The following is a 13653-nucleotide window of genomic DNA, read 5'->3' as shown; positions in this document are numbered from 1 at the left end:
CCCGTATATCGCGCGTTTCGTGTGTTTTAATTGAACCTCCGATCATCTTGAAAACAAGCGGCGATCGACGACCGCAATGGATGGCGAAGAGAGGCATGATTCGACGGAACAGACGGTTCACCGAGGAACCCAAGCCAGGCGCGCAACGCGCCGGCCAGCCCGCGCGCGTGGTGCTGGCGTGTTGCTTTGCGATGCTCGCGTTCATGCCAGGCGCGTCGCGGGCGCAACGCGCCGAATGGCTCGATGCGCGCGTCACGCAGACGACCATCGTCGATACGATCTGCGTGCCGGGTTACGTGGATCGCGTGCTGCCTTCTTTCGAGGTGCAGATGCGCCAGAAAGAGCGGCTGCTCAAGCAGCGCAGCATCGATGCATCGTTCGCGTCGGAATATGCGCTCGATCACCGCATGCCGATTCTGCTCGGCGGCTCGCCCAACTCCGCCGCCAATCTCGATCTGCGCCGCTGGGAAGGCCGCGCCGGACAGCGCCGCAAGGAACGGCTCGCGGTGTATCTCAAACGCTGCGTCTGCACGGGCGACATCACGCTCAAGGCTGCGCAGACGGCGATGGCGGGCGACTGGTCCAATCGTTATCCGAATCTGTCCAGCATGTCATGTAGCGGGTTGTGAGATTGGCGCAATGCATCCGTCCGATTTAGAACATCTATTGAAAAAGGCGGAATGTCGCAGCACGTCCGCGGTCTACCAGATTAGTATGGAGCTATCTCGAAATTAGCCGTGGAGACCTCATGATGCTCGCTTATGTGTCCCTTTTCGTTATCGGTACGCTCGGTGCGCTCGCGGCGCAAAGACTCTTGAAACCGCAGCCCCAACCGGTGCGCGTGCGCGTCAAAAGGTGACGGCGATGAACCTGCTCGTCTGGAACCTTCCTCACCGCTGTGCCGCGCGCGACGTGCGGCGCTTTCTCGAGCACGAGCTCGGGCACTATGCGCGCGACATCGAAATCCACGGCGCGGGCACCGCTCAGGCGTATGCCACCGCCACGCTCGCGACCGATGTGCCTTACATCGGCGAGGCGATTGCGCAGAAGCTGTGTCATCAGCGCTTTCTCGACGAGCCGTTGCGCGCTCGCGCGTCCGCTTCCGGCGACGCCTCCATCCGCCTGCATTGATGCTGCGGGCGCGACGCCCGGAACGAACCTTGCTGTTGCTCTTCTGACGAACGTTACGTGACGGCGCAGCCGGTGCCTCGTGCGCACCGGCTTTTTTATCGGTGCGCGCTTCATGCCGAGGCGCGCGCACGCGTCGATCGAACTGGGCGATCCGGCGGATCGTCCGCTGACAGAAAGCAAAGCGGATCATTCATATCGATGCAGCAGGCAGGAAATTACGAAACGAAAAAGACGCCGTTGGGCGCAAGGTTCCTCTTGAGCGTGGCAGCGGGCGCGCTCCTTTCGATCGCGGCGGCGGCTTACGCGCAGGAACGCGTTACCGCGACGCCGATTGCGCCCGCGGTGCCCGCCATGCCCGTTCCGCCGATGCCGCAAGACTCCGGCATCGCGCACGGCGCGAGCGCACCCGGACGCGCGCTGCCGGGCATGCCCGTGCCGATGCCCGCGTTGCCTGCGTCGGGTGCTTCCGGTGCGTCGACGGCGAGCGAAGCAGCGTCTGCATCGGCGGCAAGCGCGGCGAGTGCTGCCAGTGCCGCCAGCGCGGCTTCCGAAGCACTGGTGCCCGAAGTGCCTCTACCGCCGGAAGCGCCCGAGCCCAATCTCGCTCAGCGCACGGACATGCCGCCCGCGGGCGCTTACGCGATGCGGCAGGTCTTCGCGAAAGAGGTCAACCGGCGGCTGACCGTTCCCGCCGCGGATCAGCAGGCTTACGGCCGTCTCCTGCAACATGCGCTCGACGAAGACGGCCACGGCGATCTTGCCAACGAATTCGTCGTGATGGTCGATCGCAGCGCGAACGTGCAGGCGATCTTCCTCTACTTCCGCGCGAAGCTGGGCGACGCCTGGTCGATGATCGGCGCCTCGCCGGTATCGACGGGCCGTCCGGGCAGCTACGACCATTTCGTCACGCCGGTCGGCGTGTTCCAGCATGTGCCGGGCAACATGGACTTCCGCGCCGAGGGCACGCTGAACGAGTTCGACATCCGCGGCTACGGCGCGCGCGACATGCGCATCTACGATTTCGGCTGGGTCGACGGCGAGCGCGGCTGGGGCAAGGGTGGCAAGTCGCCGATGCGTTTTCAGATGCACGCCACCGATCCCGAGAAGCTGGAGCCGCTGCTCGGCATGCGGCATTCGAAGGGCTGCGTGCGTATTCCGTCGACGCTGAACACCTTCTTCGATCACCACGGCGTGCTCGATGCGCAATACGAAGCGCGTGCGGCCGAAGGTCAGTCGATGTGGGTGCTGAAGGCCACGCGCCAGACGACGCCGTGGGCGGGCCACTATCTCGTCGTCGTGGATAGCGGCACGAAGGTGCGGCCTGTGTGGGCGCCGGGGCCGGGCAAGGCGGTGCGTCAGCATATTCCCGCGGGCGCGGATATGGTCGACTGACTCAAGGCGAGTGCGTTATTCGATCGTCATTCGATTGCGAAGGTATCGAGCGGCTGGTTCGCGCGCGCGCCGTCTGCGAGGCGCCGGGAAAGTTGCGCGTGCAGGCGCTTGGCTTCGTCGAGGGTGAGATCGATCCAGTAGGGATCGCCTGCTGCGTCGTTCAGACGTCCTGGTGGAAACTGAATTTCCATGATCACGCCTTTTTTGTACATCGGAGTGCCTCGTTTCAGTGCTTCGTGCGAAGGGACAGAGTCTAGCCGAGGCGCGTGTTTTGATTGCTTATTCAGCGGAAAGATTGTATTGCGTGCTGTGGCTTGACGGTGATCGTTGGCTGGTTTTTGGGGTTGAGGTGGTGGTTGTTCGGTTTTTTGTTTCTGCTATGGAATCCTGAATTCTTGTTGGTTTATTAGCACTGCCCCTCCCCAGGGGCGGGGGTAACTTTCTTTGCTGCTGCAAAGAAAGTCACCAAAGAAAGCAGCTTTCTCACCGCCCGCGGTCACACGCACGTTGGCCATTTTTCTCCTCCGGGAACGGCCCTCGCCTAAAGAGTGCCCTCGAAGGACCAATCGGGCTTGGATCGCGCGCGGTCTGACTCACCATAACTTCAAGCGCGCTGGTTCAGCACAAATAGCACCGGCACAGCGCTGCGCGCTGCCGTGGGGTTTGCGAGGGAAACCAACGAACACGAATGCACTCGCATACCCGATTAACCCATCGGCCGCGAAGCGGGCTGGAACTTGAAATGGCTGTACCGGTTCGTTAAGCGGCGCGATGTGACGGACCGTGCGCGATCCAAGCCCGATTGGGCCTATGGGGGCACTCTTTAGGCAAGGGCCGTTCCCCGAGGAGAAGAATGGCCAAACTGCGTGTGACCGCGGGCGGTGACAAAGCTGCTTTCTTTGGTGACTTTCTTTGCAGCAGCAAAGAAAGTTACCCCCGCCCCTGGGGAGGGGCAGAGCCAATAGACCGACAAGAAAACAGGATTCCACGAAGCCACGAGCAAACCAAAACAGAAACCCAAACCACCTTCACGCCCATGTCACAGATCCCTGCAATCCTTGCGGGTCGAAGGTCGCAACCGACCTTTCAACACCCCCTCAACGAGAAACCACCATGACCCGCGATTTTCGCTTCGCGCGCACCGTGCTGCCGGCCTTCGCCGCCGCATTCACGCTGCTTGCCGCGATGCCCGTGCACGCCGCCGACGCCGTCGTTCTGTACACCGCCGACGGCCTCGAGAATCTGTACAAGGACGTGCTTCCCGCATTCGAAAAGAAAGAAGGCGTGAAGGTCAATATCGTCACGGCGGGCAGCGGCGAAGTGGTGAACCGCGCGACCGTCGAGAAAGATTCGCCCAAGGCCGATGTGCTCGTCACGCTGCCGCCGTTCATTCAGCAGGCTCAGCAAGGCGGCCTGCTGCAGCCGTATCAGAGCGTGAACTACAAGAACGTGCCCGCCATCGCGAAGGAAAAAGACGGCGCATGGGCCACCTTCGTGAACAACTACTTCTCGTTCGCGATCAATCCCGAAGTCACGAAGAACGCGCCGAAGACCTTCGCCGATCTCCTGCATCCGAACTACTCGGGCAAGATCGCGTATTCGAATCCGGCCACGGCGGGCGACGGCATGGCCGTCATCATCCTCACTTCCGCGCTGATGGGCGAAGACCAGGCCTTCGACTACCTGAAGAATCTCGAACAGCACGCCAAGTTCCACACGAAAGGCACCGGCTATCTCGACGTGCTGCTCTCGCGTAACGAAATCGCATTCGCCAACGGCGACCTGCAAATGGACCTCGACGACGCCGCGAACGGCGGACTGTCGATCAAGCCGCTCTTTCTCTCGCACAAGACCGGCCAGCCGCCGACGACGTTCCAGTTGCCGTATGCGATCGGCCTCATCAAGAGCGGCCCGAATCAGGCGGCGGGCAAGAAGCTGATCGATTATCTGATGTCCTCGGAGGTGCAGGCTAAGGTGCCCGACATCTACGGCATTCCCGGCCGCACCGATGTGCCGCTCGCGGGGAAAAACGGCGAAGCCGTCAAGCAGGCGATTTCCGGCGTGAAGCTGATTCCGGTCGACTGGAACGAAGTCATGCAGAAGAAGGCCGGCTGGACCGAGCGCTGGAAGACGGAAGTCATCGGCAACTCCGGCAAGCAGACTGAAATCGTCAAGCCGAAGTCGTAACGTGAGCGCGCTTCCCAAAGAAGCGCACGGCATCGATGCGGCGCCGGGCGTGCATATCGATCGTCTCACGGTGCGCTTCGGCGCGCGCGCCGTGCTCGACGATCTCTCGCTTCATATCGAACGTGGCGAATTCCTGACCGTGCTCGGCCGAAGCGGCTGCGGCAAGACCACGCTGCTGCGCTTCATCGCGGGCTTCGTGAAAGCCGATGCGCTCGCGGGCAAGCTGACGATCGCCGGCCGCGATCTCACGCACGTCCCGCCGCATCAGCGTAATCTCGGCTTGCTGTTTCAAAGCTATGCGCTCTTTCCGCATCTGTCGGTGTTCGACAACGTTGCGTTCGGGCTGCGCGCGCGCAAGCTGAAGTCGAGCGAAGTCGCGCGCCGCGTCGCCGATGCCCTCAAGCTCGTGCAACTCTCCGATGCCGGTCACGTCATGCCCGCGCAGCTTTCCGGCGGCATGCAGCAGCGCGTCGCGCTGGCGCGCGCGCTCGTCATCGAGCCGGACGTGCTGCTGCTCGACGAACCGCTTTCCGCGCTCGATGCGAACCTGCGCGCGTCGGTGCGCAGCGAACTGAAGGCGCTGCATGAACGCTTGCCGAATCTGACGATCGTGTGCGTGACGCACGATCAGGACGACGCGCTCGTGCTGTCCGATCGCACACTCCTGATGCGCGATGGCCGTATCGCGCAACTGGGCGCGCCGCGCGAGCTCTACGACGCGCCCAACGATGCCTTCGTCGCGCGCTATCTCGGCGCGGCGAACCTGCTGCCGCCGCGCGTGGTGTATCCCGTCGGCGATGCGCGGCACGACGAGCGCGAGCGTCTCGCCTGCATTCGTCCGGAGCGCTTCACGATCCGGCCGCTGGGCGATGGCCCCTTGCATGGCACGATCGCATCCGTCGAGTGGTACGGCGCGGTGCTGTCCATTTCCGTCGCGCTCGACGCCATGCCGGACGAGCCCGTGCTCGTGAGCGCGCAGCGCGGCCACGCACGCATGCCGGAAAAGGGCACGCGCGTTTCACTTCGCTTCGAGGCTGACGATGTCGTCCTTGTTCGTCCCTGATAGCGTCGCACGCACCGAAGCCGGCATCGGCGACGCCGATCTCGCCGCGCAATTCGCCGCGCATGCCGCACAGGCGCGGCGCCGCGAGCGCAAGCAGCAGTGGCATCTGCTCTTCATTCTCGTCGTCGTGCTCGGGCCGCTCGTCGTCTATCCGCTCGCGCGGCTCGTGATGCTGAGCGTGACGGGGCCGCAGGGCTTCACGCTGCACGCCTACACCGCGTTCTTCGGCAATCCCGAAACGCGCGGCATGATCGGCACGACGCTCGGCATTCTGTTCGCGAGCGCGAGCATCGCATCGCTCGTGGGCGTCGCGCTCGCGTCGATGCTGTTCTTCCGGCCGTTCGCGGGCGCGCGCCTGCTCACGCGGTTTCTGGAGTTGTTCGTCGCGTTTCCTTCGTTTCTGGTCGCTTTCACGCTCATCTTTCTGTATGGCTCGCAAGGCTCGGTGAGCATCGGATTGCAGCGGCTCCTGTCGCTCGACGCGCCGCCGCTCGATTTCCTGTTCGGCATCGGCGGCGTGATTCTCGCGGAAGTCGTGTTCTATGCGCCGTTCGTCGTGCGTCCGACGCTCGCTTCGTATGCGACGCTCGACATGCGTCTCGTCGAAGCCGCGCAAAGCCTCGGCGCAAACGGCTGGATGGTCGCGACGAAGCTCGTGTTGCCGCTCGCCTGGCCGGGCATCGCCGCGGGCACGCTCCTGTGCTTTCTGCTCACGCTCAACGAGTTCGGCATTCTGCTCGTGCTCGGCAGCGCGCATCTCGTCACGTTGCCCATCGCGATCTACAGCGCCGCGACCGTCGATCTCGATCTGCCCACCGCCGCCGCGGGATCGGTCGTGATGCTGCTGATGTCGCTGTCGCTTTACGCGCTGTACCGGCGAGTCGATCGACGTTCGGGAGGGCGCTGACATGCAACTCATCGCTGCCGCGCTCAGGCCGCGGGCCTTGCTGCGCCATGCGCTCGCCGCCTTCGTCGCGCTGATCTGCATCTGGCTGTTCGTGTTGCCGGTGGCCGTCGTGGCGTTGTCGAGCGTGGCCTCGCACTGGTCGGGCACGATCTTTCCCGATGGCTTCAGCACGCGCTGGTTCGCACGTCTGTCCTCCAGCGATCTCGATGCCGTCGTGACGAGTCTCGAAGTGGGCCTGGGCGTGGCGTTTCTCGGCACCGCGCTCGGACTGTGGCTCGCGCTCGCGCTGGAAGGACGCGACCGGCGCGGTCTCGGCGCGCTCGTCGATGCCGTCGCGATGATGGGCAGCGGCGTGCCGAGCGTCGTGCTCGGGCTCGCGGTGCTGATCGCGTATCACAAACGTCCGCTCGATTTGTCCGGTTCGGCCGCGATCGTCGTGCTCGTGCAGCTCGCGCTCGTGTTGCCGTTTTGCTATCGCTGCGCGGCGGCGGCGCTGCGCCCCGAAGTCGCGACGCTGCGCGAAGCCGCGGCGAGTCTCGGCGCGCCGCCGCGCATGGTGCTCGTGCGCGTGGTGCTGCCGCAACTCGTGCCGGCGATACGTGCAAGCCTCGCGCTCGGTTTCGCGCTCTCGCTCGGCGAACTCGGTGCGACGCTGACGGTGTATCCGCCCGGCTTCGCGACGGTGCCGATCGTCGTCGTGGGGCAGGTCAATCGCGGCTACTATCTGCCGGCGTCGGCGCTGTCGCTCATCCTGCTCGGCGTTTCGCTCGCGGCGCTTTTATTGATTGCCGCACGCGCGCCGCGGCGCTGAATCGCGCGCGAAACATCGGGATAACGAACTAAACACGAAGGTCCGGCTGTGCGGATTGAGCAATTCGCGGGCCTCGTCCATTTCGGCCTTGTCATACCAAAAAAAATAAAACTGGCGTAACCTGCACTTTCAGGCACGGCCGCACCCGCGCGACCGGAGGGGCGGGCGCGCCAATATGGGGCGTCCGGCGTGAACTTCCGTCATGCTTTCGCGGTCGTTGCATATGTCGCAAAAACCGGAGGTTCCGATGACATCCGTCGACCTGGAGTTCGACCAGCTCAATAGCACCGTCGATGCGCTCAGGCGCTCCATCTCGAACCGCCTGATGTACGGCGTCGGCAAGGATTCGGTCACCGCGCAGCCGCGCGACTGGCTGCATGCCGTCGAACTGGCGGTGCGTGATCGTCTCGTCGCGCGCTGGATGCGCACCACGCGGCTGCAATACGAACAGGACGTGAAACGCGTCTATTACCTGTCGATGGAGTTTCTCATCGGCAGGACCTTTACCAACGCGCTGCTCGCGCTCGGCATCTACGACGAAGTGCGTGACGCGCTCGCGGGTCTCGGTGTCGATCTCGCGACGCTGGAAGACCTCGAACCGGACGCCGCGCTCGGCAACGGCGGCCTCGGGCGTCTCGCGGCCTGTTTCCTCGATTCGATGGCGACGGTCGGCGTGCCCGGCTTCGGCTACGGCATTCGCTACGAATACGGCATGTTCCGGCAGACGATCGTCGACGGCAATCAGGTCGAAATGCCCGATTACTGGCTGCGCGCGGGCAATCCGTGGGAATTTCCGCGGCCCGAGGTCGTGTACACCGTGCATTTCGGCGGCCGCACCGTGCAGCATGAAGACCGCACGGACTGGATCGACACCGAGCACGTCAACGCGATGGCCTACGACACGGTCATCCCCGGCTTCGCGACGACGGCGACCAACACGCTGCGCCTCTGGTCCGCGCGCGCGACCGACGAGTTCGATCTGTCCGCGTTCAATCAGGGCGACTATCGCCGCGCGGTCGAGGCGAAGAACACGTCCGAGCACGTGTCGCGCCTCCTGTATCCCGACGACTCGACGCAAGCCGGGCGCGAACTGCGTCTGCGTCAGGAATACTTCTTCGTCTCCGCGACGATGCAGGATCTGATCCGCCGCTATCAGCGCACGCATACGCACTTCGGGCGGCTCGCGGAAAAGGTCGCGGTGCATCTGAACGACACGCACCCCGTGCTCGCGATTCCCGAACTGATGCGCCTGCTCGTCGATCGCCATCATCTGCCGTGGGACAAGGCGTGGAAGCTCGTGCAGCAGATGTTCTCCTACACGAACCACACGCTGATGCCCGAAGCGCTCGAAACGTGGGACGTCGAGATGCTCGCGCGCTTGCTGCCGCGTCATCTGGAGATCATCTTCGAGATCAACGCGCAGTTCCTCAAGCAGGTGACGGAGAAGTTCGGGCGCGATGTCGATCTGATCCGCCGCATCTCGCTCGTCGACGAATACGGCCAGCGGCGCGTGCGCATGGCGCATCTCGCGATCGTCGCGAGCCACAAGGTCAACGGCGTGTCGAAGCTGCACTCGCAACTGATGGTGCAGAACATCTTCTCGGATTTCGCGCGCATGTATCCCGAGCGCTTCACCAACGTGACGAACGGCATTACGCCGCGCCGCTGGCTCGCGCAGGCGAGTCCGTCGCTGTCATCGCTGATCGACAAGCGGCTCGGGCCGCGCTGGCGCACCGACCTGTTTGAACTCGGCCGTCTGCGTGAATGGCGCGACGACCCCGAGTTCCGCAAGGCGTTTCACGACGCCAAGTTCGCGAACAAGCTGCGGCTCGTGGAGCGCGCGAAACGCGACGCCAATGCGATCATCAATCCCGAAGCGCTGTTCGATCTTCAGGTGAAGCGCATCCACGAATACAAGCGGCAACTGCTCAACATCCTGTATGTGATCGTGCGCTACAACCGCATCCGCGAGAATCCGGAGCAGGACTGGACGCCGCGCGTGGTGATGTTCGCGGGCAAGGCGGCGTCGGCGTACAAGATGGCGAAGAACATCATCAAGCTCATCAACGACGTGTCGAAGAAGATCAACTCCGACCCGCTCGTGGGCGACCGTCTGAAGGTCGGCTTCATTCCGAACTACGGCGTGAGCGTGGCCGAGCTCATCATTCCGGCGGCGGATCTCTCGGAGCAGATTTCGATGGCCGGCACTGAAGCATCAGGCACCGGCAACATGAAGCTCGCGCTGAACGGCGCGCTGACCATCGGCACGCTCGATGGCGCGAACATCGAAATCTGCGATGCCGTGGGGCGCGAGAATATCTTTATCTTCGGCAACACGACGGATGAGATCGAGTCGCTGCGCGCGGCGGGGTATCGGCCGCGGCAGATCTACGAGGAGAACGCGGAACTCAAGCTCGCGCTCGATCAGATTCGCCTCGGGCATTTCTCGCCGGAAGAGCCGCATCGCTTCTACGACATCTTCCACACGCTCGTGGACTGGGGCGATCACTACATGGTGCTCGCCGACTTCGACAGCTTCGACAAGACGCAAACCGAAGTCGATCTGAAGTACCGCGACAAGGAGGCGTGGACGCAAAGCGCGATCGAGAATGTCGCGGGCATGGGCATCTTCTCGTCGGATCGCACGATCGCGGAGTATGCGCGCGATATCTGGCACGTCGAGACCCTGCAGGTGAGCTGACGTCCTCAGCGCCGCGTGATGCGAATCACGCGGCCGAGCGTTGCGTTGGGAAACCACGCCGTGACCTTGCCGATCACGGCGTTCGCGTCTACATCGTCCGTTTCCACATAGAGCGTCGTGCAGTCGTGACGGCGATTCGTCGCGACGACATGCGCGCGCACGTCCGCGCCGAACGCGTGCGCGAGCAACTCGCGCGCGGGCGCGGAGTTCAGGCCGGGAACGGTCAGATCGAAAGCGAGACAGCGACGCGCTTCGCGGCGGCGCGGCGAGCCGCCGCTGAAGGCATGAGGAATAACAGGCAGACCGGATGTGCGAACCATCGATGACAGCCGCCGGCGGCGGCTCGAAGTGGTGAGGCGTCCACTCTAGCGCCGCCCGCCTAAACACCGCGATAAAGTCGCGCGCGGCGGTATCAACGTGCCGTAAAAATCACGCCTGCGGTTTGGGCGCTGCGCTCGCCGCGTGTTTCGCCACGGCATCGCCGACGAGCGCGGCGACTTTGTCGGCGAATGCCTGATCTTTCGTGATGAGCACTTCGCGCTCGCCGTCGGGCGTGGCGACCATCAGTTGGTAGATCACGTCCTGCGTGATCCACGTCAGATAGCCGACGACGACGATCATTACGCCGATGACCAGCGCCGGGCCCGAGCCGGTGACGATGCCCGCGCCGAGCGCCGCCAGTCCGATCAGCGCAATGATGACCGGCAGCGGCTTCTGCCGCGGAATCATCACGACGCGCGCGGCGCGCAGATCGCGCAGCGGAATCATCTGGCCCGATGCCGACAGGCCCGCGCGCGACAACGTGACGCCGCGTTCGTTGAAAGGTGTGTCCATGAGTCTTCGTGACGGCCGGTGAAACCGGGGAGCGTACCAGACCGCGCGAAAGAGGGGCAGGTTCGGGGGCGGGCGCATTGTCGCTGATCGCCTTATCCGACTGTTTTTCTTTCATTCTGCTTGCGTTGTCGCGCCACGGCTTTCTATAGTGAAGCCGATGCGGCCGGCTTTCGCATGTGGACGAAGCGCCGTGCCGCAGACCACAGGGGAAGGCATGCGCATCCGATCATGGCTCTTGGGCATCAGCGTGAGTTTCGTCGCCGTTGGCGCGTGGGCGCATCACGGCTGGAGTTCGTACGATGCCGGCAAGCTGGTGAAGATCGAGGCGCCGCTCGCGGACGTGCGCTATCGAAATCCGCACGCGGAAGTCGGCGTGGACTATCAGGGCGCGCGCTGGAACGTCATCCTCGCGCCGATCAGCCGGATGGAGTCGCGCGGGCTGCCGGCGAGCGCGCTGCCCGCGGGCAAGGTCGTCACGATCGAGGGCTATCCGCGCACGGACGGCGTGCACGAACTGCGCGCCGAACGCATCACGGTGGACGGCAAGACCGTCGAATTGCGCTAGCCGGCGATGGATCTCGCGGGTTTCGCGGGCTGGGCGGCGGCGCTCGCGGCGTCGATCGAGGGTTCGTCGCTCGCGACGTGGGTGCGCGCATCGGCCTGGGCCTATCCGCTCGTCAATCTGGTTCACCTGCTCGGGCTGACGCTGCTGATCGGGCCGATCGGCCTGCTCGATTTGCGTCTGCTCGGCTTGGGCCGCCGATTCGCGCTCGCCGATGTCTCCGACGCCCTGACGCCCTGGGCGGTCGCCGGCCTCGTGCTGCTGATCGCGAGCGGCGTGCTGCTCTTCAGCGCGGACGCGTCGCCGCTGCATCGCAATCCTCTGTTGCAGGTGAAGCTCGCCTGCATTCTGCTCGGGCTCGCGAACGCGCTGGCGTTTCGCCGCATCTGGGCGCGCCGCCTCGCCGACTGGGACCGGCATCCGCCGCTCTCCGGGCGCGTTCAGGCCTTCCTCTCGCTGATGCTGTGGCCGGTGGCCGCCAGTCTCGGCCGTCTTCTTGCCTACAAGTAGCCGCCCCGAACCGCCCCGCACGCCACCTGTTGCATATCGTAAATTTACGATATATACTTCGCCTCAAGACGATTCGGAAAGGTTTCGCTTTCCGCCCGTCAGACGCATGAGCAACGAAATGGACATCGACGCGATTCACAAAGCCCTCGCCAACCCCCTTCGCCGCGAAATTCTCGAGTGGCTGAAGGAGCCGGAACTGCATTTCCCCAATCAGGAATTGCCGTTGCAGCACGGCGTTTGCGCGGGCCAGATCGATGGGCGCTGCGGCATGTCGCAGTCGACCGTTTCCGCGCATCTCGCGACCTTGCACAAGGCGGGGCTCGTCACCACGAAGCGCGTTGGACAATGGGTGTTCTTCAAGCGCGACGAAGCGGTCATTCAGGCGTTCCGCGATTCCATCGGGAATCTCTGAGCGCCCGGCTTTCCGCAAGGTGATGAACCGCTTACAACTTCATTGGGATTCCTTTTCATGTCGACACTTTTCAATCCGCTCAAGGTTGGTGCACTTACGCTCAAGAATCGCATCATCATGGCGCCGCTCACGCGTCAGCGCGCGGGCGTCGAGCGCGTGCCCAACGCGCTCATGGCGCAGTACTACGCGGATCGCGCTGCGGCGGGTCTCATTCTGAGCGAGGCGACGTCGGTGACGCCGCAAGGCGTCGGCTACGCGGATACGCCGGGCATCTGGTCCGACGAGCACGTGGAAGGCTGGAAGCTCGTCACGAAGGCCGTGCACGAGGCGGGCGGCAAGATTTTTCTGCAACTGTGGCACGTGGGCCGCGTGTCCGATCCGGTGTTTCTGAACGGCGAACTGCCGGTTGCGCCGAGCGCCATCGCGGCGGGCGGGCACGTGAGCCTCGTGCGTCCGCAGCGTCCGTTCGTGACGCCGCGCGCGCTCGAACTCGATGAAATCGCCGGTGTCGTCGCCGCATTCCGCAAGGGCGCCGAGAACGCGAAGCGCGCGGGCTTCGACGGCGTCGAAGTGCACGGCGCGAATGGCTATCTGCTCGACCAGTTCCTGCAGGACAGCACCAACAAGCGCGCGGACGCTTACGGCGGCCCGATCGAAAACCGTGCGCGCCTGCTGCTTGATATCGTCGACGAGGTCATCGACGTATGGGGCGCGGATCGTGTCGGCGTGCATCTCGCGCCGCGCGCCGATTCGCACACGATGGGCGACAGCGATCGCGCCGCGACCTTCGGCTATGTGGCGCGCGAACTCGGCCGCCGCAAGATCGCGTTCATCGCGGCGCGCGAGCGTGAAGACGCGGACAGCCTCGGGCCGCAACTGAAGAAGGCGTTCGGCGGCGTGTATATCGCCAACGAAGGGTTCTCAAAGGAAAGCGCCGAAGCGATCATCGCGCGCGGCGATGCCGACGCGGTCGCGTGGGGCAAGCCGTTCATCGCGAATGCGGACCTGGTGCGCCGCTTCGAGCGCGATGCATCGCTCAACGACTGGGACACGTCGACGTTCTATGCGCCGGGTGCGAAGGGCTACACGGATTATCCGTTGCTCGAAACGGCGGAGTAAGGCGTCTCGCAGGTTTGCGGTTTG

At 64.1% G+C, this 13653-nt stretch carries 15 protein-coding genes; 12 read left to right on the top strand and 3 right to left on the bottom strand.

The genetic code is table 11. From position 1 onward, the window contains the following. Positions 1-95 precede the first annotated feature (95 nt). The 3 genes from AWB70_RS22975 to AWB70_RS22965 all read left to right on the top strand — a co-directional run bounded on the left by AWB70_RS22975 (position 96) and on the right by AWB70_RS22965 (position 2523). Positions 96-629, top strand: a complete 534-nt coding sequence (locus AWB70_RS22975) for a hypothetical protein (protein ID WP_143281687.1) — start codon at positions 96-98, stop codon at positions 627-629. 235 nt (positions 630-864) lie between these two features. Then, positions 865-1131: a hypothetical protein gene (locus AWB70_RS22970; RefSeq protein ID WP_014251219.1), complete on the top strand. Its 267-nt coding sequence runs from the start codon at positions 865-867 to the stop codon at positions 1129-1131. A 198-nt stretch (positions 1132-1329) separates the two neighbouring features. After that, positions 1330-2523 (top strand): L,D-transpeptidase, encoded by a 1194-nt coding sequence (locus AWB70_RS22965; RefSeq protein WP_053569310.1) that lies wholly within the window; start codon positions 1330-1332, stop codon positions 2521-2523. Between the two features lie 26 nt (positions 2524-2549). On the opposite strand, the gene AWB70_RS22960 is transcribed toward AWB70_RS22965, so the two are convergent. Beyond that, on the bottom strand, positions 2550-2735 hold the full coding sequence (locus tag AWB70_RS22960; RefSeq protein WP_014251217.1) for a hypothetical protein: 186 nt from the start codon (positions 2733-2735) through the stop codon (positions 2550-2552). Between the two features lie 901 nt (positions 2736-3636). Here AWB70_RS22960 and phnS point away from each other — a divergent pair. The 5 genes from phnS (at position 3637) to AWB70_RS22935 (ending at position 10192) form a co-directional block, all read left to right on the top strand. Then, positions 3637-4710, top strand: a complete 1074-nt coding sequence (gene phnS / locus AWB70_RS22955) for a 2-aminoethylphosphonate ABC transporter substrate-binding protein (RefSeq protein ID WP_014251216.1) — start codon at positions 3637-3639, stop codon at positions 4708-4710. Between the two features lies 1 nt (position 4711). Continuing rightward, complete coding sequence (phnT, locus tag AWB70_RS22950; protein ID WP_053569309.1) at positions 4712-5773, top strand: 2-aminoethylphosphonate ABC transport system ATP-binding subunit PhnT; 1062 nt, start codon at positions 4712-4714, stop codon at positions 5771-5773. Next, the gene (gene phnU, locus AWB70_RS22945) at positions 5751-6680 is read left to right on the top strand and encodes a 2-aminoethylphosphonate ABC transporter permease subunit (protein WP_045454912.1); all 930 of its coding nucleotides are present in this window, start codon (positions 5751-5753) and stop codon (positions 6678-6680) included. Before phnT ends, phnU begins: the two co-directional genes overlap by 23 nt. A 1-nt stretch (position 6681) precedes the next feature. Next, positions 6682-7491 (top strand): 2-aminoethylphosphonate ABC transport system, membrane component PhnV, encoded by an 810-nt coding sequence (gene phnV, locus AWB70_RS22940; RefSeq protein ID WP_053569308.1) that lies wholly within the window; start codon positions 6682-6684, stop codon positions 7489-7491. A 247-nt stretch (positions 7492-7738) separates the two neighbouring features. Next, complete coding sequence (locus tag AWB70_RS22935; protein ID WP_014251212.1) at positions 7739-10192, top strand: glycogen/starch/alpha-glucan phosphorylase; 2454 nt, start codon at positions 7739-7741, stop codon at positions 10190-10192. A 5-nt stretch (positions 10193-10197) separates the two neighbouring features. Here the strand turns inward: AWB70_RS22935 and AWB70_RS22930 are convergent, their stop codons facing one another. Next, positions 10198-10512 (bottom strand): hypothetical protein, encoded by a 315-nt coding sequence (locus tag AWB70_RS22930; protein WP_041731821.1) that lies wholly within the window; start codon positions 10510-10512, stop codon positions 10198-10200. Between the two features lie 109 nt (positions 10513-10621). Next, positions 10622-11026, bottom strand: a complete 405-nt coding sequence (locus AWB70_RS22925; RefSeq protein WP_014251210.1) for a DUF6232 family protein — start codon at positions 11024-11026, stop codon at positions 10622-10624. 214 nt (positions 11027-11240) lie between these two features. Between AWB70_RS22925 and AWB70_RS22920 the strand changes: the two genes are divergently transcribed. From AWB70_RS22920 to AWB70_RS22905, 4 genes are all read left to right on the top strand, one after another. After that, the gene (locus tag AWB70_RS22920; protein ID WP_014251209.1) at positions 11241-11591 is read left to right on the top strand and encodes a DUF6152 family protein; all 351 of its coding nucleotides are present in this window, start codon (positions 11241-11243) and stop codon (positions 11589-11591) included. Positions 11592-11597: 6 nt separating this feature from the next. Continuing rightward, complete coding sequence (locus AWB70_RS22915) at positions 11598-12098, top strand: DUF6644 family protein (protein ID WP_053569307.1); 501 nt, start codon at positions 11598-11600, stop codon at positions 12096-12098. Positions 12099-12204: 106 nt separating this feature from the next. Then, entirely contained in the window at positions 12205-12510 is a 306-nt protein-coding gene (locus AWB70_RS22910; RefSeq protein ID WP_014251207.1) for an ArsR/SmtB family transcription factor, read from the top strand. Positions 12511-12567: 57 nt separating this feature from the next. Continuing rightward, positions 12568-13629 carry an alkene reductase gene (locus tag AWB70_RS22905; RefSeq protein ID WP_053569306.1) on the top strand — a complete coding sequence of 354 codons (1062 nt, stop codon included), beginning with the start codon at positions 12568-12570 and terminating at the stop codon, positions 13627-13629. The last annotated feature ends 24 nt before the right edge of the window (positions 13630-13653 follow it).

It is taken from the genome of Caballeronia cordobensis (assembly GCF_001544575.2).
Taxonomy (GTDB): domain Bacteria; phylum Pseudomonadota; class Gammaproteobacteria; order Burkholderiales; family Burkholderiaceae; genus Caballeronia; species Caballeronia cordobensis.
This window is presented reverse-complemented; position numbering and strand designations above follow the sequence as displayed.

What these genes read in the sequence shown, in the direction of transcription:
- phnU (WP_045454912.1), top strand. Translation starts at nt 5,751, where the DNA reads ATGTCGTCCTTGTTCGTCCCTGATAGCGTCGCACGCACCGAAGCCGGC.
- AWB70_RS22910 (WP_014251207.1), top strand. Translation starts at nt 12,205, where the DNA reads ATGAGCAACGAAATGGACATCGACGCGATTCACAAAGCCCTCGCCAAC.
- phnS (WP_014251216.1), top strand. Translation starts at nt 3,637, where the DNA reads ATGACCCGCGATTTTCGCTTCGCGCGCACCGTGCTGCCGGCCTTCGCC.
- AWB70_RS22920 (WP_014251209.1), top strand. Translation starts at nt 11,241, where the DNA reads ATGCGCATCCGATCATGGCTCTTGGGCATCAGCGTGAGTTTCGTCGCC.
- AWB70_RS22935 (WP_014251212.1), top strand. Translation starts at nt 7,739, where the DNA reads ATGACATCCGTCGACCTGGAGTTCGACCAGCTCAATAGCACCGTCGAT.
- AWB70_RS22930 (WP_041731821.1), bottom strand. Translation starts at nt 10,512, where the DNA reads ATGGTTCGCACATCCGGTCTGCCTGTTATTCCTCATGCCTTCAGCGGC.
- AWB70_RS22975 (WP_143281687.1), top strand. Translation starts at nt 96, where the DNA reads ATGATTCGACGGAACAGACGGTTCACCGAGGAACCCAAGCCAGGCGCG.
- AWB70_RS22960 (WP_014251217.1), bottom strand. Translation starts at nt 2,735, where the DNA reads ATGTACAAAAAAGGCGTGATCATGGAAATTCAGTTTCCACCAGGACGT.
- AWB70_RS22915 (WP_053569307.1), top strand. Translation starts at nt 11,598, where the DNA reads ATGGATCTCGCGGGTTTCGCGGGCTGGGCGGCGGCGCTCGCGGCGTCG.
- phnV (WP_053569308.1), top strand. Translation starts at nt 6,682, where the DNA reads ATGCAACTCATCGCTGCCGCGCTCAGGCCGCGGGCCTTGCTGCGCCAT.
- AWB70_RS22965 (WP_053569310.1), top strand. Translation starts at nt 1,330, where the DNA reads ATGCAGCAGGCAGGAAATTACGAAACGAAAAAGACGCCGTTGGGCGCA.
- AWB70_RS22970 (WP_014251219.1), top strand. Translation starts at nt 865, where the DNA reads ATGAACCTGCTCGTCTGGAACCTTCCTCACCGCTGTGCCGCGCGCGAC.
- AWB70_RS22905 (WP_053569306.1), top strand. Translation starts at nt 12,568, where the DNA reads ATGTCGACACTTTTCAATCCGCTCAAGGTTGGTGCACTTACGCTCAAG.
- AWB70_RS22925 (WP_014251210.1), bottom strand. Translation starts at nt 11,026, where the DNA reads ATGGACACACCTTTCAACGAACGCGGCGTCACGTTGTCGCGCGCGGGC.